Origin of the sequence: Arthrobacter sp. G119Y2 (genome assembly GCF_038069765.1) — a bacterium.
Taxonomy (GTDB): domain Bacteria; phylum Actinomycetota; class Actinomycetes; order Actinomycetales; family Micrococcaceae; genus Arthrobacter_B.
The window spans coordinates 423,338-441,635 of the sequence record NZ_JBBPFS010000004.1; the positions used below are offsets into that span (position 1 = coordinate 423,338).

The 18,298-nt window shown below is 66.6% G+C and carries 16 protein-coding genes; 9 read left to right on the top strand and 7 right to left on the bottom strand.

Annotation, left to right across the window (positions count from 1 at the left end; all coding sequences use genetic code 11):
* Positions 1-26: 26 nt before the first annotated feature.
* Positions 27-2,162, bottom strand: coding sequence for a PTS fructose transporter subunit IIABC (locus tag WKB88_RS11325; protein WP_341394660.1), 2,136 nt, complete (start codon positions 2,160-2,162; stop codon positions 27-29).
* Positions 2,162-3,193: a 1-phosphofructokinase family hexose kinase gene (locus tag WKB88_RS11330; RefSeq protein WP_341394747.1), complete on the bottom strand. Its 1,032-nt coding sequence runs from the start codon at positions 3,191-3,193 to the stop codon at positions 2,162-2,164. The genes WKB88_RS11325 and WKB88_RS11330 overlap by 1 nt, the downstream gene beginning before the upstream one ends.
* Before the next feature lie 348 nt (positions 3,194-3,541).
* On the opposite strand from WKB88_RS11330, the gene WKB88_RS11335 reads away from it, so the two are divergent.
* From WKB88_RS11335 to WKB88_RS11345, 3 genes are all read left to right on the top strand, one after another.
* Complete coding sequence (locus WKB88_RS11335) at positions 3,542-4,171, top strand: alpha/beta hydrolase (protein ID WP_341394661.1); 630 nt, start codon at positions 3,542-3,544, stop codon at positions 4,169-4,171.
* A gap of 166 nt (positions 4,172-4,337) precedes the next feature.
* Complete coding sequence (locus WKB88_RS11340; RefSeq protein WP_341394662.1) at positions 4,338-4,607, top strand: GlsB/YeaQ/YmgE family stress response membrane protein; 270 nt, start codon at positions 4,338-4,340, stop codon at positions 4,605-4,607.
* A 160-nt stretch (positions 4,608-4,767) separates the two neighbouring features.
* Positions 4,768-5,517, top strand: coding sequence for a hypothetical protein (locus WKB88_RS11345; RefSeq protein ID WP_341394663.1), 750 nt, complete (start codon positions 4,768-4,770; stop codon positions 5,515-5,517).
* A gap of 72 nt (positions 5,518-5,589) precedes the next feature.
* Here the strand turns inward: WKB88_RS11345 and WKB88_RS11350 are convergent, their stop codons facing one another.
* Positions 5,590-6,846 (bottom strand): DUF445 domain-containing protein, encoded by a 1,257-nt coding sequence (locus WKB88_RS11350; RefSeq protein WP_341394664.1) that lies wholly within the window; start codon positions 6,844-6,846, stop codon positions 5,590-5,592.
* 239 nt (positions 6,847-7,085) lie between these two features.
* Between WKB88_RS11350 and WKB88_RS11355 the strand changes: the two genes are divergently transcribed.
* The 3 genes from WKB88_RS11355 to WKB88_RS11365 are packed head-to-tail and all read left to right on the top strand — an operon-like array spanning position 7,086 to position 9,847.
* Positions 7,086-8,927: a glycoside hydrolase family 15 protein gene (locus WKB88_RS11355; protein ID WP_341394665.1), complete on the top strand. Its 1,842-nt coding sequence runs from the start codon at positions 7,086-7,088 to the stop codon at positions 8,925-8,927.
* Positions 8,924-9,319, top strand: coding sequence for a hypothetical protein (locus WKB88_RS11360; RefSeq protein WP_341394666.1), 396 nt, complete (start codon positions 8,924-8,926; stop codon positions 9,317-9,319). The genes WKB88_RS11355 and WKB88_RS11360 overlap by 4 nt, the downstream gene beginning before the upstream one ends.
* Positions 9,320-9,331: 12 nt before the next feature.
* Positions 9,332-9,847 (top strand): metallophosphoesterase family protein, encoded by a 516-nt coding sequence (locus WKB88_RS11365; protein WP_341394667.1) that lies wholly within the window; start codon positions 9,332-9,334, stop codon positions 9,845-9,847.
* Positions 9,848-9,904: 57 nt separating this feature from the next.
* On the opposite strand, the gene WKB88_RS11370 is transcribed toward WKB88_RS11365, so the two are convergent.
* The 4 genes from WKB88_RS11370 to pta all read right to left on the bottom strand — a co-directional run bounded on the left by WKB88_RS11370 (position 9,905) and on the right by pta (position 15,035).
* Positions 9,905-11,089: a zinc-dependent alcohol dehydrogenase gene (locus WKB88_RS11370; RefSeq protein ID WP_341394668.1), complete on the bottom strand. Its 1,185-nt coding sequence runs from the start codon at positions 11,087-11,089 to the stop codon at positions 9,905-9,907.
* 102 nt (positions 11,090-11,191) lie between these two features.
* On the bottom strand, positions 11,192-11,656 hold the full coding sequence (locus WKB88_RS11375) for a hypothetical protein (protein ID WP_341394669.1): 465 nt from the start codon (positions 11,654-11,656) through the stop codon (positions 11,192-11,194).
* A gap of 149 nt (positions 11,657-11,805) precedes the next feature.
* Complete coding sequence (locus WKB88_RS11380; RefSeq protein WP_341394670.1) at positions 11,806-12,963, bottom strand: acetate/propionate family kinase; 1,158 nt, start codon at positions 12,961-12,963, stop codon at positions 11,806-11,808.
* Positions 12,963-15,035: a phosphate acetyltransferase gene (pta, locus tag WKB88_RS11385; RefSeq protein ID WP_341394671.1), complete on the bottom strand. Its 2,073-nt coding sequence runs from the start codon at positions 15,033-15,035 to the stop codon at positions 12,963-12,965. Before pta ends, WKB88_RS11380 begins: the two co-directional genes overlap by 1 nt.
* Positions 15,036-15,332: 297 nt before the next feature.
* Here pta and WKB88_RS11390 point away from each other — a divergent pair, with 297 nt between their 5' ends.
* The 3 genes from WKB88_RS11390 to WKB88_RS11400 all read left to right on the top strand — a co-directional run bounded on the left by WKB88_RS11390 (position 15,333) and on the right by WKB88_RS11400 (position 18,255).
* Positions 15,333-16,883 carry an APC family permease gene (locus WKB88_RS11390; RefSeq protein WP_341394672.1) on the top strand — a complete coding sequence of 517 codons (1,551 nt, stop codon included), beginning with the start codon at positions 15,333-15,335 and terminating at the stop codon, positions 16,881-16,883.
* Between the two features lie 42 nt (positions 16,884-16,925).
* Positions 16,926-17,270 carry a thiamine-binding protein gene (locus WKB88_RS11395; protein WP_341394673.1) on the top strand — a complete coding sequence of 115 codons (345 nt, stop codon included), beginning with the start codon at positions 16,926-16,928 and terminating at the stop codon, positions 17,268-17,270.
* 118 nt (positions 17,271-17,388) lie between these two features.
* Positions 17,389-18,255, top strand: coding sequence for a spermidine synthase (locus WKB88_RS11400; protein ID WP_341394674.1), 867 nt, complete (start codon positions 17,389-17,391; stop codon positions 18,253-18,255).
* Positions 18,256-18,298: the final 43 nt, after the last annotated feature.

Genomic DNA, 18,298 nt, shown 5'->3' on the forward strand with positions numbered 1-18,298 from the left:
GTGCCTCTCGCTGGATGGATGGTGGGTTATGCAATGACGGGCTCCTCCGTGCGCTTGCGCGCCGTCAGACGCTTAAGGGCAACATAGATCAATCCTGAGGCCACCATTCCCGCGAGGATAGCCACAATGAACATCAGCACGTTGCCGATGGCGAAGAAGACGAAGATCCCGCCGTGCGGGGCCTGCGATGTGACGCCGGTGCCCATGCAGATGGCACCCGCCACGGCACCGCCGACCATGCAGGAGGGGATAACCCGGAACGGGTCCGCCGCGGCAAACGGAATGGCTCCCTCCGAAATGAAGGCGGCACCCAGCAGCCAGGCAGCCTTGCCGTTTTCCCGCAGGGCCATCGAGAACTGCTGCTTGTCCAGGACGGTGGCCAGCGCCATGCCCAGCGGCGGAACCATGCCTGCGGCCATGACTGCCGCCATGATCTGCCAGGGTGCCTGGTTCTCGAAACTGCCTTCGCCGAGTCCGGCGACGGCAAAGGCATACGCAACTTTGTTGATGGGGCCGCCGAGGTCCGAGCCCATCATCAGGCCCAGAATAATGCCCAGCACGACGGCGGCAGCCCCCGACAGCCCGGTCAGCCAGTCGTTGAGGGCGAGGGTCAGGCCGGCAATCGGTCCGCCCAGGACCAGGATCATCAGGCCCGAGGCTATCAGGGAGGCAACGAGCGGAATGATGACCACGGGCATGAGCCCCCGCAGCCAGGACGGCACCTGCCAGCTGCCCACCCACTTGGCAACGTAGCCGGCCAGCAGGCCGCCGATGATGCCGCCGATGAATCCGGCGTCCATAAAGATGGCGACGGCGCCGGCCGTGAAGCCTGGGGCAATGCCGGGACGGTCGGCGAGCGCGTAGGCGATGTAGCCGGCCAGCGCAGGCACCAGGAAGCCGAGGGACAGGTTGCCGATCTTCCAGAACACGGCGCCGAGATAGGTCAGCAGGCCTTCCTCCCCGGGGTTGAACAGCGTGTTCCCGTCGAGGATAAGGTCACCGGTGAGGTTGCCGTCGTCGTCGGCCAGCGAGAGTTCGTACCCGCCGAGCAGGAAGCCCAGGGCAATCAGCAGTCCGCCGCCGGCAACAAACGGAATCATGTAGCTGACACCGGTGAGCAGGGCACGCTTGAGCTGGCCGCCGAAACCCTCGCCGCCGCCGCTGCTGTCGGAGTCCCGTTCCTCGCCTCCCGAACCTCCGCCGCCGGCAACCCGGCGCGCATTGGGGTCCTTTGCGGAAGCGAGTGCTTCATCGATCATCACGCCCGGCTCGTCGATGCCCCGCTTCACGGGGCCGCTGACCACGGGCAGGCCGGCGAAGCGGCCCTTGTCCCGCACATCGACATCGGTCGCAAAGATAACGGCATCCGCGTTCCGGATCACCGAGGGGTCCAGCGGGGTGGAGCCCGCCGATCCCTGCGTCTCCACCTGCAGGTCGATGCCGCGCTCCGCTGCCGCCGCCGCCAGGGAGTCCGCAGCCATGTACGTGTGGGCAATGCCGGTGGGACAGGCTGTGACGGCGACAAGCCGCCGGGTCTCCCCGCTGCCGGACCGTCCCCCGGCCTGCTCCCCGGTCAGGGGATCGGCTTCCGCCGCCCCGGCGTTTCCTTCCTCGGCACTAACGCCGGATGTCCTGGCGCCTGCGGTGTGGGCGCCGCCGGGAGCGCCGGCTGTCCCTGAAGCCGCTCCGGCCTGCGATTCCGGAACGGGACCCAGGCCAAGTGCGCCGTCCACCAGTTCCACGATTTCCGCGGGGGACTGTGCCGTCCGGAGTGCCGCGGTGAAGTTCTTCTTGATCAGGGAGCGGGCCAGTTTGGCCAGCAGCTGCAGATGCTCCTGGTCCGCGCCCTCGGGCGCGGCAATGAAGAAGACAATGTCCGCCGGGCCGTCTTTGGCGCCCCACTCCACCGGCGGGCTGATGCGGGCCATGGCCAGCGAAGGCTGGGTGACGGCAGCGGACCGGCAGTGCGGAATGGCTATGCCGCCGGGAACACCCGTTGCCGTTTTGGCCTCGCGGGCCATCGCATCGGAATAAAGGTCCTCGAAACTCGTGGCACGGTGGGTCGAGACGACATTCTGGACCAGGTGGCGGATCACCTCGGACCGTTCAGATCCCAGGTTTTGGTCCAGCGTGACCAACTCCGGAGTGATGAGTTCAGACATTAGTCTTCCTCCTTGGTGGATGCTGCCCGGGTTGAGCTGGTGTGCGGCACCGCGACGGTGCCGGCTATTTCCGTCACGGTCACCGCGCCGGGATCGGTCTGGGCGAGTGTCGGGACAGTGGTGCCCGGCAGGGAGGCTGCCGCGGCTCCGTGGGCGACGGCCTGGCGCAGGCAGTCCCGGGGCGGCGCTCCGGCGACGTCGGCGAGAAGGAAACCCGCCAGGGAAGAATCGCCGGCGCCCACGGTGGACCGGGCCTCCACGGGAGGACGGGTTGCGTGCCAGGCGCCGTCGGCCGTGACCAGCAGCGCCCCCTTGGGGCCGAGGGTCGCCAGGACTGCGCCGACACCCCGGGCGATCAACGTCCGCGCCGCGCTGACGGCCAGGCCGGAATCCGCTTCGAGTTCATCCTCGGTCCCTATTCCGGTCACCTCCGCCAGCTCCTCGGCATTGGGTTTGAGCAGGTCCGGGGTGGCGTTGTGGAGGAGCGCCCCGAGAAGCGGCGGGCCGGAGGAATCAATGGCAATCCGCGGCGCCCGGTCTCCGAAGCGCTGCCGGACGGCATGCGCAACCAGTGCATACAGATCCGGTGACGCACCCGGCGGGAGGGAGCCGGCAAGCACCAGCCAGGACGCCGGGGAGCCGTCCTCGCCGGCAGCGCACGTGGTGACCAGCAGGGTGATGAGGCCTTCCTGTTCCCCGGCGTCGAGGGGCGGGCCCGGGAGGTTGATCTTGGTGGTGGTTCCGTCCGGCTCCGTGAGCGTGATGTTGCTTCGAAGCGTCGCAGCTATCGGCAGATTGGCGTAGCTGACACCTGCCGTGCGCAGCCCGGCCATCACGGGATCATCGTCGCGGCCCGGAAGGACGGCGACCGCCCGGACCCCGGAGGCGCTCAGGGCCCGGCAGACGTTGACGCCTTTGCCGCCGGGGTCTTCGCTGATGGCCGCTGCGCGCTGCACGGCGCCGCGGACCAGCGTCCCGGGCAGTTCAACGGTCCGGTCCAAGCTGGGATTGACGGTGAGGGTGACGATCATTGAACCACCATGGTTGGGCTCCTGGGAGTGCTGCAGCTTCAGCCGGCTCCGGGCGGCTGGGGCGCTCGCCGGTGCTGCTGCTGTGGGGGAATCATTGGCCGGTGTTGGTTTGGTGTTGGTTGGGAGCTCAGGCATTAGCACCCGCAGGCTGTGGCGCGCACCACGTCCGGTGCGCTCTGTCCAGCGTACTTTTGGGAGATTGGCGCGTGCAATGTCCTGCGCCGGGACGGACCTCCGCCGCGGCACATTGCTTGGCGGCGGCCTCCGCCGAGCAATGCCGGCGGGCCGCTGTGCACCTCCGGGCAGATGCGGGCAGATGCGGGCAGGGCGGCGGTTTAGGGTGGGTGGATGCACATTGAATCGTGGTCGGCGCCCGCGGATGCCCGCTCCGGGACCCATCTCCTGGTGATGCTGCACGGCTACGGCGCCGATGAAGCCGGAATGGTCCGCCTTTTCCCGTCGCTTCCCGCCGGAATCACCGGTGTTGCCCTGCGCGGCAGCTTCCCCGTGGGGGATTCCTTCGGGTGGTTCCTGCTGGATCCCTACCTCGGCTCGGACACCTCCGACGTGCTGGAGGCTGCAGCCGGGCTGCTCTCCCGGGTGGACCGCATCCGGGCTGAAGGCGCCTTCACGGGTGTCTCACTGCTCGGGTTCTCCCAGGGCATGGCCATGGCGACCACGCTGCTGCGGCTGCGTCCGGCCGGCTTCGACGCCGTTGTCGGACTGTCCGGATTTATTGCCGAAAACGAACTGCTGGCCATGGCCGAACCGCTGCCGGAGCCGGTTCCGTACTTTTGGGGGCGGGACCGAAACGACTGGGTGATCAATGAAGATGCGATTTTCCATACGGAGAATTGGCTTCGGGAAAATACTGCGTTGACGGCACGGACGTATCCCGGGATGGGGCACTCTATCGGGTCCGAAGAGGTCCGTGATGTGGGAATCTTTTTGCGCCGTTATGTATTGCCTTCCCCTTGATCTGACGCGAAATACAAAGGGGCCTAACATTGATAACCGACGAAGAAAAATCGACTTCGACTACTACCTAAGCATGCTTATGAAGTAGAGTGGAGGAAAGCGCGGCCCACAGGTCGCTCAGTAAAACAACGAAATCATCACTCGTTCACACAGCAAGGAGTACATCATGGGTTTCATTGCTTTCCTTATTCTGGGTCTTATCGCCGGTGCAATCGCAAAGGCTATCCTTCCGGGCCGTCAGGGTGGCGGCTGGATCGCTACTCTGGTCCTCGGCGTCATCGGCGCCCTGCTCGGCGGCTGGATTGGCGGCGCACTCTTCGGCGCTGACATCAACGAGTTCTTCTCCATCGAGACCTGGCTTGTAGCCATCCTGGGCTCCCTCGTTGTCCTCGTGATCTACGGCTTCGTTACTCGCAAGAGTGGCAACCGCGCCTAGTTTCATGAGTTCCGCGCCTCGGCGCGGACCCCTGCACTAGCTGCAGGCAGCGGGGCCGGCGGATTTCCGCCGGCCCCGCTTTTTTCGTATCACCCTCACGTAGGCTTAACCCGGCCGGGTCACCGCGCCGGTTCGCCGAAGTTGGAAAAGGAGCGTTGCCGTGGGTTTTGCATCCAACCGTGCCTTCAAGGTTGCCGGAGGGGCCGTCTTCGAAAAGGACGGAACACCGAAAGCCGGACTCCTGAGGGCAATGGAACGGGCCGTCGAGGTCCAGCGTCCATTGGTCCTGGCCAACATCCGCAGGCTGCAGCGCAAGCATCCGCACGCGACGCCGGCGGAACTGGTGACGATCATCGAGAAGCACTACCTGGCCACCGTGACGGGCGGGGGAGCCGCTGTGGGAGCCACCGCCGTCGTACCCGCCATCGGCACCATGGCCGCCCTGGGCCTGTCCGCGGCAGCAACCGTGGGCTTCCTCGAAGCCACGGCGCTTTTTGCCCAGTCCGTGGCTGAACTTCACGGCGTGCACCTGCTGGATCCTGAGCGGTCACGGACCATGGTCATGGCCATCATGCTGGGCGAAGAAGGAACTGCCATGATGCAGTCCGTTGCCGGACGCGGAGCCAAGCCCTGGGCCAGCTCGCTGGGCGGCATGTCCTCCGGGGTGATGGGCAGTGTGGGTTCCTCGATCCGCAGGCAGTTCACCAAGCGCATCATTGCCCGCCAGGGCACTGCCATGCTGGGCCGCGCGCTGCCGCTCGGAGTTGGCGCAGTGGTGGGCGGCGCGGGCAACCACGCAATGGGCAAGGGAGTCATCAAGACGGCACGGAAGGCCTTCGGCCCGGCTCCGGAGAGCATCCCCGGCGAACTGGCGGACGACCTGCGGAAGCTTCCGGAGAGCGATTCGTAAACCGCCCGCCGGTCCCGACGCCCGGCCCTTCCCGGCCGGGCGTCTGCCCGGTCCGGCGGTCCGGGCGCAGTCCTAGCCGAAGACCGCGTGCGCGATGCTGAAGATCGCCAGGCCGGCCAGCGAACCGACCACCGTGCCGTTGATGCGGATGAACTGCAGGTCCTTGCCCACCTGGAGCTCGATCTTCTCGGACGTCTCCTGTGCATCCCAGTGCTCAACCGTTTCGGTGATCACCGCGGCGATGTCGCTGCTGTACGTCTTGACCAGGTAGCCGGCGCCGTCGGCGATCCAGGTGTTCACCTTCGCGGCGAGTTCCGCGTCGGTGCTCAGCCGGCGGCCGAAGTCCTGTACGGCAGCCTTGAAGTTCCGCGTCAGCTCACTGTCCGGATCGTCGACGGCGGTGGTCAGGGCATTCTTGATGGTGGCCCAGGTCTGGGTGATGAGCTGCTGGACCCGGGGATCGTCGAGGACCTGTTCCTTGATGGCGTCCGCCTTGGCCATCACGGCCGGGTCTTCCTGCAGATCCCGGGCCAGGCCCTTGAGGTAGTCGTCCAGGGCGCGGCGCAGCTCGTGGTGCTGGTCCTCCTGCACGGCAGTCAGGAAGCGCCGGACCTCCACCTGCACGCGGTCTCCCACCAGGTCATCCACAAAGGACGGCACCCAGGACGGCGAGCGCTGGGTAACCAGTTCGGAGATGACATCCGGGTTGGCGGCCACCCAGTCGCTGATGCTGTCCACCACCAGGTTCACCAGCTGGTGGTGGTGGCCCTCGTCGAAGACCCGTTCCGCCACCCGGCCCATGGGCGGGCCCCAGGGCGGGTCCACCACGTGGCGTCGGAACATGGACTCCAGGACGCTCTTGACGGCGTCATCATCCAGGACGCGCAGGATGCCGCGGATTGCCGCCGATCCTTCGGTCGCCACGCGGGCTGCGCTCTCCGGGCGTTCCAGCCAGGCTCCTGCCTTCTGCGCGAGTTCCATGGAGCCGAGCTTTTGGCGGATGACCTCCTCTGAAAGGAAGTTGCTCTCCACGAACTGCCCCAGGGAAGCGCCAATCTGGTCCTTCTTGCGGGGAATGATCGCGGTGTGCGGGATTTTCACGCCCATCGGGTGCTTGAAGAGCGCCGTGACGGCAAACCAGTCGGCCAGTGCGCCCACCATGCCGCCCTCGGCTGCGGCACGGACGTACTGCAGCCACGGGTAGCGGTCCTGCAGGGCGAAGGAAAAGACGAAAATGACCGCCAGCAGCACAAGCAGGCCGGTGGCCAGCATCTTCATCCGCCGCAGGCCTGCGGCGCGCTCGACGTCGTTCAGCAGCGGGACGCTCATGCGCGGGCTCCGCCGGCCCGGACGCGCCGGACGGGATGTGTCGAAAGTAAGGTCATGCCGCTCCTCGTGCTTGTGCCGGACCGTGTGCCCCGGCCGGTTCGGCGCGGGGCAGGAGCCGGCGAGCCGAATATAGTCTCCAGCCAATATTGTCAGTCTGCTGCGCAGGGTGCCATCTCGGCAAACGCGGGGCGCCCTGCGTCGTCCTAGGACAAGCTGCAGCCGTGTGATTGAGTGGGATGATGGCTGCTCCGATTGAGGACTACGCGCTCGTGTCGGACCTTCACACGGGTGCCCTGATATCCCGGCGGGGAAGCATTGACTGGCTGTGCCTGCCCCGGTTTGATGCGCCCTCGGTATTCGGGGCGCTGCTGGGAACCCAGGACCACGGACGCTGGCTGCTGGCGCCGGACGGAGCCGCCGACGTCGTCCACCGCAGCTACGCGGGCTCCACCTTCATTCTGCAGACCCGTTGGGCCACCGAAACCGGAAGTGTTTTGGTCACTGAATTTATGCCAGTGGGGGACGGCCGTGCCTCGATCGTGCGGCGGGTGGAGGGAATCAGCGGCACCGTGGATATGCGCCAGGAGCTGGAGGTTCGTTTCAACTACGGCACCGTCCTGCCGTGGATGCGCCGGGACCCGTACCCGCACGGAGAACGCCTGCTGGCCATTGCCGGACCGAGCGCACTGGTGCTGCGCGGAGGAAACCTGCCCCTGGCCGAAGACCACCGCCACGTGGGCAGGTTCAGCGTTAAAGCCGGGGAACAGGTGGACCTGGAGCTCACCTGGTTCCGTTCACACTCCGCCGTTCCCGCACTGACGGACATCGATGCCGCGCTGGAGGCCACGGCCGCCTACTGGGAAAGCTGGGCGGCGCACTGCAAACCCGCACCGAAGTACATGCCGGCGGTCCGGCGCTCCCTGCTGGTGCTGCGGGCGCTCACGCACGAGTCCACCGGCGGCATTGTGGCGGCCCCCACCACCTCGCTTCCGGAAGTCGCCGGCGGGGAGCGGAACTGGGACTACCGCTACTGCTGGCTGCGGGATGCGGCCCTGACGCTGGAAGCCATGCTGGGCCACGGCTATGCGGATGAAGCGCTGCAGTGGCGCAACTGGCTGCTCCGCGCGGTGGCGGGGGATCCGGAGGACCTGCAGATCATGTATGCCGTGGACGGTGCCCGTGACCTGCCCGAACGCATCCTGACACAGTTCTCCGGCTACCGCGGAGCCGTTCCCGTCCGGGTGGGAAACCGGGCCGTCAGCCAGTACCAGGCCGACGTCGTCGGCGAAGTGATGGTGGCCCTGGCCAAGCTGCGGGAGAACGGGGTGGCCGAGGACCACTTCTCCTGGCCGCTGCAGCGCGCCCTGATGTCCTTCCTGGAGCGCCACCTGGAAGACAAGGACCACGGCATCTGGGAAATGCGCGGCGAACCGCAGCACTTCACCCACTCCCGCGTCATGATGTGGGCCGCCTTTGACCGGGCGGCGGCCGCGGCCCGGACCTACGGCCTGGACGGGCCGGTGGAACTGTGGGATGCCCTGCGGGACGGACTGCGCGAGGAAATCCTGAACCGCGGGTACAACCCCGAACTGGGGTCGTTTACGCAGTATTACGGCAGCTCGGAGGTGGATGCCTCCCTCCTGCAGCTGCCCCAGGTCGGTTTCCTGCCGTACGACGACGAACGCATGCTCGGCACGGTGGCGCGGCTGGAGAAGGATCTGCTGACCGAATCCGGGCTGCTGCTGCGCTACGCCACCCAAACCGGGGTGGACGGCCTGCCCGGCGGCGAAAACCCCTTCCTCGCCTGCAGCTTCTGGCTGGTGGAGCAGTACGCCGCGACCGGCCGGGAAGAGGAAGCCGCCGCCCTCATGGACCAGCTGGTGGGCTATTCCAATGAGCTGGGTCTGCTGAGTGAGGAGTACGATCCGGTAAACAGCACCATGGCCGGGAATTTCCCCCAGGCTTTTTCCCACCTTGCCCTGGTCCGGGCCGCGGATGCGCTGAACAACGCAGCCCGGCTGCCGGGCCGGACGTCCCCTGTGCCCACCGGCGCAGTTTCCCCCAGTGAAAGAAGCACATGAACCGCCACAGCATTTCAGCCGCCGCCATGGCCTCCCTGCTGACCATTAGCGCCGTGAACCATTTCCGCAATCCCAAGTTCTACAACGCCGTGGTGCCCCGGAGCATCAGCACTGACACCGGCGGCAAGCTCGGCGTGATGACGCGCCGGCAGTGGACGCATCTGAGCGGCGGCCTGGAGTTCGCCGCAGCCGCCGGCCTCCTGCTGCCGGCCACACGCCGGGCTGCGGCCACGGCAACGGCGCTGATGTACGTTGCCTTCATCGCAGGGCACCTCAGCGCCCTGCAGCGCGCCTTCGGACCGCGCGGCTCCGATCAGCAGAAGGCCATCCACCTGGCCCGCCTGCCGCTGCAGCTGCCCCTGATCCGCTGGGCCTGGAGCCTGCGCCGGTAGGAGGGCCGGACCGTGGCTACACACCTGCTGGTGCTCTCCGACACCCATCTGCCCAAGCGGGCGAAGGAACTGCCCGAATCGCTGTGGCGGGACATTGAGGCGGCCGACGCCGTTGTCCACGCCGGCGACTGGGTCAGCGAGGACGCGCTGGACGAGATGCTGCGGCGCTCCCGCCGGCTGATCGCCTGCTACGGCAACAACGACGGCGGTGCGCTGCCGGACCGGCTGCCCCTGGTGGCCACCGCCACCGTTGAAGAGGTCCGTCTGGCTGTCATTCATGAAACCGGCCCGGCAGCGGGCCGGGAGCGGCGCATGGACGAACAGTTCCCGGACACCGACCTGCTGATCTTCGGGCACAGCCATATCCCGTGGGACACGGTGACGCCGCACGGCCTGAGGCTGCTGAACCCCGGCTCGCCGACCGACCGGCGCCGGCAGCCCTTCTGTACCTACCTGCGCGTCACGGTGGACGGCACAACCGTGGACTCCGAGCTGGTGCGGCTCCCGCCGCGAAGGCCCGCGGCTTAAAAGTCTGCTGCCCCGCCCCTCCTAAATGCGGACGGGCGGGGCAGCAGACGGGACTGCTTAGTTGCTTCCGGGCTGGAAGACGACCTTGATGCAGCCGTCTTCCTTCTTCTGGAACTTCTCGTACAGCTCCGGGGCGTCTTCCAGGCTGGCCTGATGAGTGACCAGGTTGGTGACACCCAGCGGATCGGCGGGATCCTCGACCAGCGGCATCAGGTCATCGATCCAGCGCTTGACGTTGCACTGGCCCATGCGCAGATTCAGCTGCTTATCGAACATGTTCATCAGCGGCATCGGGCTGGCCGTGCCGCCGTACACGCCGCTGAGTGAGACCGTACCGCCGCGGCGGACCGCGTCGATGGCGCCGTGCAGGGCTGAGAGGCGGTCGGTACCGGCGTTCTCCATGGCCTTCTGGGCCAGCTTGTCCGGCAGCAGGCCAACCGCAGTCTGGGCGGCCTTGCCCACCGGGGAGCCGTGGGCTTCCATGCCGACGGCGTCCACCACCGAGTCGGGACCGCGCCCGTCAGTCATTTCACGCAATTCGTCGGCTACGTCCTTCTGCAGGTCCAGGACTTCCACGCCGTACTGTTCGGCGAGCTTCCGGCGCTCCGCCACGGGATCGACACCGATCACGCGGTAGCCGAGATGGGTCCCGATGCGGGCTGCGAACTGGCCCACCGGGCCCAGTCCGTAAACGGCCAGGGTGCCGCCGTCGGGCACGTTGGCGTACTGCACGCCCTGCCAGGCAGTGGGGAGGATGTCGGAGAGGAACAGGTAGCGGTGGTCCGGCAGCTCCGAGCCGACCTTGATGGGGCCGTAGTCCGCATGCGGCACGCGGAGGAATTCCGCCTGACCGCCGGGTACCGAGCCGTACAGCTCGGAGAAGCCGAAGAGCTGGGCGCCCATTCCCTTTTCACGGACCTGGGTCACCTCGCACTGGGTCTGGAGGCCCTGCCGGCACATGAAACAGCTGCCGCAGGAGATCTGGAAGGGGATGACCACGCGGTCGCCCTTCTTGAGGTTGGTGACTGCCGAGCCGACTTCTTCCACGATGCCCATGGACTCGTGGCCGAGGATGTCCCCTTCCTTCATGTAGGGCATCAGGACGCCGTACAGGTGCAGGTCCGAGCCGCAGACTGCAGTAGACGTGACGCGGATGATGGCGTCAGTGGGTTCCTGGATCACCGGATCCGGAACACTTTCGACACTGACGGACTGCTTTCCCTGCCAAGTTACTGCTCTCACGCGCGAACCTCCTGCTGATTGCTTTGGGTGCTTTGGACGTAACCCCCATTCTTACAAATAGTAAGGTTACTGACAAAACATCCGGAAGCGGCGCGCGTTCGGTTACCGTTTCCGCGGCCGGCAGCCGTTCCGGTCCGCCAGAACCTGCGAATCCCTCTGTGTGATCAGTGTGGCGGCGTCCTCGTTGGTCAGGGCCAGACCCCAGGAGCCCGCACCCGGTGGTGCCTGGGCTGCCGGAACCGGACCGAGGCGGCAGACCGGCAGGTCCGGCGGTGCCAGGATCTCGACCGGCCGTGTCTCGGCACCGGTATCAACCGCAGCCCCGGCGCCGGCGCACAGCAGTTCAAGGGCTTCCTCTTCCACGTGCGCGGCCCGGAGCAGATTCACGCTCACCGCCGCGCCCAGAGTACCGGTGTGGGTCAGGATGTTTATCAGCGTGGAGCAGGTGTCCGCGGTGAGGCACCCTCGCACTTCCAAGCAGGCAAGCTGCAGCTGGGTGTCGATCCGGACCAGAACCCGGAGCGAATGTTCGAAGGACGGGTGTTCCCGTGAGCTGAAGCTTTCCATGGGATTCTCCGCAGGCGAGGAGCGGCCGGCCTTTGCTTAACCGGTATTCGACCGTAGCCGAAAGGGCAGCGGAATGGCAGTCCCTTCCACCGATTACCGGCCTGTCACTCAGTCTCATCCGGGTAATCCGGGTAATCCGGGAGGTTTCGTCAGCTGCTCGCTGCTCCCGCGGGCGAGGCAAAGTCCCGCGCCACCGTTTCGGCGGTCGCTTCGGCGATGGCTTCCTCCTCATCCGTCGGCACCACCAGTACGGGAATAGCGGACTCTGCCGTGCTGATCAGGCGGGCTTCGGATCCGCGTTTCCGGTTCGCTTCCGGATCCAGTGTGATTCCCAGGGCTGCCAGCCGGTTCACCGTCAGCTCGCGGAATTCCCAGGCGTTTTCACCGATGCCTGCCGTGAACACCAGCGCCTGCGCTCCTTCCACCGCCACGTGGTACGCACCGATGTATTTCGCCAGCCGGTAGGCTGCAACGTTCAGCGCCAGGGCAGCCGCTTCGTCCCCGCCTTCCGCCGCTTCAGTCAGGGTCCGCATGTCCGAGGCACCGCCCAGTGCCAGGAGGCCCGACTCCCGGTTCAGCAGGTTGTCCAGGGAATCGGCGTCGTATCCTTCGCGGAGCAGGAACACCAGGATGGACGGGTCAACGTCGCCGCTGCGGGTGCCCATAACCAGCCCCTCCAGCGGGGTGAAGCCCATGGAGGTGTCAATGCTCCTGCCGTCCCGGATTGCCGTGACGGACGCTCCGTTGCCCAAATGGGCGATGACGGCATTGAATTCGCCGGGATCGATGCCCAGGAACCGGGCCGCGGCCGGGGCAACAAACCCGTAGCTGGTCCCGTGGAAGCCGTAGCGGCGGATGCCGTACTTCCGGTAGAGGCTGTTCGGCAGGGCATAGCGCCAGGCCTGCTCGGGCAGTGTCCGGTGGAAGGCGGTATCAAAAACTGCCACTTGGGGAATCTTCGGCCATTTGTCATGCACGGCCCGGATCCCGCGGGCACTGGCCGGGTTGTGCAGCGGAGCCAGCGGGCTGAGGCGTTCGATTGACCGTACGATTTCGTTGTTGATCAGGACGGGTTCGCTGAACCGCTCGCCGCCGTGGACCACCCGGTGCCCGACGGCGTCGATGCTTCGGCCGCCCAGCGCGTCGGGCAGGCGGCGGCTCAGCTCCTCCAGGGCGGCGCCGTGGTCCGGCACCGCTTCCTCGCCGATGCGGTCAATGATCCCTTTAACGAGGAGTTCTCCGTTGGCGGTGTCCCGCACCTGGTACTTCAGGGACGAGGAGCCGGAATTAATGACGAGTACGAGCATCAGCCCTCCTGGGCCTGGACCGCGGTAATGGCCACGGTGTTGACGATGTCCTCGACCGTGCAGCCGCGCGAGAGGTCATTGACCGGTTTGCGCAGTCCCTGCAGGATGGGCCCCACCGCCACTGCTCCGGCGGACTGCTGCACCGCCTTGTAGGTGTTGTTGCCCGTATTGAGGTCGGGAAAGATGAAAACGGTGGCGTGCCCGGCGACGTCGGATCCGGGCATCTTGGAAGCGGCCGTGCTGGCGTCCACCGCCGCGTCGTACTGAATGGGGCCCTCCACCGGAAGGTCCGGCCTGCGGCTGCGGACAATTTCCGTGGCCTCCCGGACCGTTTCCACCGACTCGCCGTGCCCGGAGGCACCCGTCGAATAAGAGAGCATCGCCACCCTCGGCGTCACGCCGAACCTCGCCGCGGTGTCCGCAGACGCCAGGGCGATGTCCGCCAGCTGCTTGGCATCCGGATCGGGATTTACGGCGCAGTCACCGTAGACCAGCACCCGGTCCTCGAGCAGCATCAGGAAGACCGAGGACACAATATCCACCCCCTCCTTGGTCCGGATGAATTCCAATGCCGGGCGGATCGTGTTGGCTGTCGTGTGCGCCGCGCCGGAGACCATTCCGTCCACACGCCCCAGATGGACCATCATGGTCCCGAAATATGCCCCGTGCAGCATGCGTTCCTGGGCGTCGTCGAGCGTGACGCCCTTCTTGGCCCGCAGCTCCGCGTATTCGCGGGCGAACTCGTCCCGCAGGGCACTGGTCGCCGGGTTGATGATCGTGGTGCCGCTGAGGTCGATCCCCTCGCTGGCCGCCAGTTCCCGCACCTCCCCTTCCGGCCCGAGCAGGGTGAGCGAGCAGACGTCCCTGCGGTGCAGGATTTCGGCCGCCCTCAGGACCCGCGTGTCCAGGCCCTCGGGAAGAACAATGTGCTTGCGCTGCGCCCGGGCCCGGACGATCAGCTGGTTCAGGAAGCGGAGCGGGGTGATTTTCTCCGGCCGGGGCAGCTCCAGGCGCTCCAGAAGCTCATGTTCGTCGACATGGCGGGTCCAGACGCCCAACGCGGCCGCGACCTTGCGGCGCTGGCCCGACGATATTTCCCCGCGGACCCGGCTGACCTGCCGGGCGGCCGAGTAGGTGTCGACGTCGACGGCGAACACCGGAAACGGAGCCTGGGACAGCAGTGCCAGGATTCCGGGATCGATCGGCAGGCCGCCGGTGAGGAGCATGCCGCTGGGCACCGGGAACTCCGGCGAAACGGCGGACGCCAGTGCGGCCACCATGACATCGGCCCGGTCGCTGGGGGCAATCACCAGATTGCCGTGGTCCAGCTGGGAGATAAAGTTGCCCACCGTCATGGCGGCGACCTTGATGCCGACAACATCGCGTTCCAGAGATGCGCTGCCGGCCACCTGCCGCGCATTCAGTGCCTTGGCGACCTCGGACATGGAGGGCTGGGAAATTTCGTTCAATTCGGGCATCACGTACACCGGCCTGCCGGAGGCTCCCGGGCGCACGGCGGCCCTGACCTCATCAACCGCGTCCGATTCCGCCCGGTTGACCATCATGGCGAGGAGGTCACAGTGCGCGTCATGCAGCTCCCGGCGGGCCACGTCCACTGCATCGGCCGTTTCCGGCACTGTCATCTCCCGTGCGTTGACGACCGCCAGCACCACGGCGCCCAGGTTGTTCGCGAGGCGGGCGTTCAGGACGAACTCGAGGGCGACGTCGTGCCCCGAAAGGTCAGTGCCCTCGATGATCACCACGTCGCAGTGGGCGGCAACTTCGTTGTAGATCGTCAGGCATCTGGAATCCACCTCGCCGCGCTCACCGGCTACGAGCAGGGAGCGCACTTCGCGGCGGGTGAGCCCGCCCCGGCTTGTTTCAGCCGTGAGGTTGAACTTGCGCTGCATCAGCCGCACCATCGGGTCCTGCGCCGGTTCGCTGCCTTCCACAATTGGGCGGAAGAACCCCACGCGGTCAGCGTGGCGCAGCAGCATGTCGGCCAGGCCGAGGGTGACAAGGGACTTGCCCGACCCCGGGGTCATGGCACTGATGTAGATTCCGCGGGCCATGGTTGTTGTCCGATCTCTGAGCTGGAGAGCGGGAGGTCCGCGCCCCGTGCTGGGTGAAGCGTGCCGGCATGGCGGTGCGTTTCGCCTCACCGTGCTGTGGTGCTGGACACAGTCTTATCCTCCCAAAAGGGCCGGGCAGTGGCTAGCGGACATGCGGCAGCAGTGCTCCGAATCGGCAGTCGCGCAGCTCCGGCTGGACTGCGGCGTCTCACCATGTGGGATTAAACTGGAGGCAGCCGCGCCGCGGCCTACGATTGGTCGGTTAGTTTTCACGAATACCAGAGCACAAGGACCACCGTGAGTCTCTTCAGAACCAAGCCCATCGAGGATTCCCTCGCGGACGCCGACGAGCCCGGACGCCGGCTCAAGCGGACGCTGACCACGTGGGACCTGATGATTATGGGTGTCGCTGTTGCCGTCGGTGCCGGCATCTTCTCCGTGGGAGCCAACGCGGCGGCCAATTTTTCCGGCCCTGCCGTAACCCTTTCCTTTGTCCTGGCCGCCATCACCTGTGCCTTGGCCATCATGTGTTACGCCGAGTTTGCCACCGCCATTCCGGTGGCCGGCTCCGCCTACGTGTTCACGTACGCCACCATGGGCGAACTGGTGGCGTGGATCATCGGCTGGAACCTGATCCTGGAGCTGTTCACTGCGGCGGCCGTGATTGCCAAGTACTGGGGCATCTACCTCAGTGAGGTGTTCAGCCTGATGGGCCTGGACATACCGGCCACCATTGACCTGGGGATCGTGGACCTCACCTGGGGACCCCTGCTGATCGTTTCGGTGTTCACCGTACTGCTGGTCATGGGGACCAAGCTCTCCGCCCAGGTCGGCAACATCTTTACGCTGATCAAGATCGGCGTGGTGCTGTTCGTCATTGTTGCTGGTTTCTTCTACGTCAAGGCCGAGAATTACATCCCGTTCATCCCGGATTCCGTGCCGACTGAGTCGCTGGGCAGCGAGGGCGTTATGCAGCAGTCGCTGTTCTCCTTCATGACCGGTGCCGCCCCGGCGCAGTACGGAACCCTGGGCGTTTTCGCCGGCGCAGCCATCGTGTTCTTCGCCTTTATCGGGTTCGACGTCGTCGCCACCTCTGCGGAAGAGGTGAAGAATCCCGGCAAGACCCTGCCGCGCGGAATCTTCGCCGGACTGGCCGTGGTCACCCTCCTCTACATCGGCGTTTCCCTGGCCCTGACCGGCATGGTTCCCTACACCGAACTTGCCGCCGCCGAGTCGCCGAACCTCGCCACTGCCTTCACGCTGGTGGGCAACCCCTGGGCGGCGCAGGTCATCGCCGTCGGCTCCCTGATCGGCCTCACCACGGTGATCATGGTCCTGCTCATGGGCCTGGCCCGCGTGGTCCTCGCGATGAGCCGCGACGGCCTGCTGCCGCGCTCCCTCTCCCGCACCAGCGACAAGCACTCGACTCCGGCCCGCCTGCAGATCCTGTGCGGAACGCTCGTGGCACTGGTCGCCGGGTTCACCCAGGTGGACGTGCTGGAAGAAATGATCAACATCGGCACCCTGTCCGCCTTTGTCGTGGTCAGCGCCGGCGTGCTGGTTCTGCGCCGGAAGCGCCCGGACCTCAAGCCCGCTTTCCGGGTGCCCTTCGGCCCGGTGCTGCCGGTCCTCTCGGCTGTCCTGTGCCTGTACCTGATGACGAACCTTGCCGTGGAGACCTGGATCTACTTTGCCGGGTGGCTGCTGGTCGGGTTCCTGCTGTACTTCGCGTACGGCCAGCGTCACTCCCGCCTGAATGACAAATTCGCGGATCTGCGCACGGCGGAGCGGGCAGAGCGCGCCGACCGGCTGGAACGCGAGCAGCACTCTCCCGCGCCGGAAGCTTAGTCCGGACTTGCGCCTGACGCCGGCGGTGGCAGACTGGGCGGCATGTTAGTTGCCTTTTCAGTAGCCCCGTCCGGCGTCGGTCCGGATACCCCCGCTGGCCCCGGTGCGGTGGATGCATCAGTGCACGACGCCGTCGCGGCCGCCGTTCGGATTGTCCGCGAGTCAGGCCTCCCGAACCGCACCGATGCCATGTTCACCACCCTTGAGGGGGAGTGGGACGAAGTCATGGAGGTGGTCCGCCGCGCCACGGAGGCTGTGGGCCGCTACGGCAGCCGGGTATCCCTGGTGCTTAAGGCGGACATTCGGCCCGGCCATTCCGGCGAGCTTGAGGGCAAGGTGGAACGCCTGGAAGCAGCCCTGGAGCGTTCCGGGGAGCCCGGAGCCTGATTCTGCTGGCCCGGGGCCGGGCCGGCGGCGCTTAAACTGGGGATATGACCCACACGCTCAGCCGGATCCCGGCCGCCCGCATCTCCTGGAACGTCCGGATGCTCCGGACGGTGGCCTGATGGGCCGGCAGCGGCCGGGCAAGGGGCCAGCGGTCTCCGAACCGGGCGGGACCCCTGAATCCGGGCCCGTGGCCGGTACTTTTCCCATCGACACCGGAACCTGCGAGCTCCTGCCGGACCAGTTCAATCCCAACGGCTGGATCCTGAAAGTCAACGGCGTGCACAGCTCGCACATCGACGTCGCAGATCCCCGCCAGCTCGACTTTGAGTACATGCGCTGGATCGCCGCCCTGGTTGACACCCACTGGGAAGCCGACGCGAAGCTGCGCGCGCTCCATCTGGGCGGTGCCGCCTGCTCCCTCGCCCGCTACTTTGCCGCGGGCTACCCGAACGCACGCCAGGTTGTCGTTGAGCTGGACGGCCGCCTCGCCGAACTGGTGCGGGCCTGGTTCGACCTGCCCCGCGCGCCGCTGATGCGGCTGCGGGTGGGGGAAGCCCGCGAAGTGACGCAAACCCTCCACGACGACAGCCGGGACCTGATCATCCGGGACGTGTTTGCCGGGGCCAAAACCCCGCCGGCCCTGACCACCCTCGAGTTCACCGCCGAGGCGGCGCGCGTCCTGGCGCCGGGCGGGCTGTACATCATGAACTGCGGAGACACGCCGGATTTGAAAGGCGCCCGGCGCGAAGCTGCCGCTGTGTGCTCGGTGTTCGCGCATACGGCCATCGTTGCCGACCCCGCCATGCTCAAGGGCCGGCGGTACGGGAACATGATTATTGCCGGCAGTGACCTCCCCTTCGCCGGGCACCCTTCGCTGCCCCGGACGCTGCTGGGCGGCGGCGTTCCCGCCCACCTGTGGGACGACGCCAAGGTGCGGGCGTTCGCGGCGGGGACGCACCCGCTCACTGACGCCCAGGCGGCATAAACCGACCGGACGGTGTTCCGGGCCGGCTCCGGATACAAGAAAG

Excerpts from the sequence above, each read along its gene's own strand:
- WKB88_RS11325 (WP_341394660.1), bottom strand. The coding sequence starts at position 2,162 with ATGTCTGAACTCATCACTCCGGAGTTGGTCACGCTGGACCAAAACCTG.
- WKB88_RS11330 (WP_341394747.1), bottom strand. The coding sequence starts at position 3,193 with ATGATCGTCACCCTCACCGTCAATCCCAGCTTGGACCGGACCGTTGAA.
- WKB88_RS11335 (WP_341394661.1), top strand. The coding sequence starts at position 3,542 with ATGCACATTGAATCGTGGTCGGCGCCCGCGGATGCCCGCTCCGGGACC.
- WKB88_RS11340 (WP_341394662.1), top strand. The coding sequence starts at position 4,338 with ATGGGTTTCATTGCTTTCCTTATTCTGGGTCTTATCGCCGGTGCAATC.
- WKB88_RS11350 (WP_341394664.1), bottom strand. The coding sequence starts at position 6,846 with ATGAGCGTCCCGCTGCTGAACGACGTCGAGCGCGCCGCAGGCCTGCGG.
- WKB88_RS11355 (WP_341394665.1), top strand. The coding sequence starts at position 7,086 with ATGGCTGCTCCGATTGAGGACTACGCGCTCGTGTCGGACCTTCACACG.
- WKB88_RS11360 (WP_341394666.1), top strand. The coding sequence starts at position 8,924 with ATGAACCGCCACAGCATTTCAGCCGCCGCCATGGCCTCCCTGCTGACC.
- WKB88_RS11375 (WP_341394669.1), bottom strand. The coding sequence starts at position 11,656 with ATGGAAAGCTTCAGCTCACGGGAACACCCGTCCTTCGAACATTCGCTC.
- WKB88_RS11380 (WP_341394670.1), bottom strand. The coding sequence starts at position 12,963 with ATGCTCGTACTCGTCATTAATTCCGGCTCCTCGTCCCTGAAGTACCAG.
- pta (WP_341394671.1), bottom strand. The coding sequence starts at position 15,035 with ATGGCCCGCGGAATCTACATCAGTGCCATGACCCCGGGGTCGGGCAAG.
- WKB88_RS11395 (WP_341394673.1), top strand. The coding sequence starts at position 16,926 with ATGTTAGTTGCCTTTTCAGTAGCCCCGTCCGGCGTCGGTCCGGATACC.
- WKB88_RS11400 (WP_341394674.1), top strand. The coding sequence starts at position 17,389 with ATGGGCCGGCAGCGGCCGGGCAAGGGGCCAGCGGTCTCCGAACCGGGC.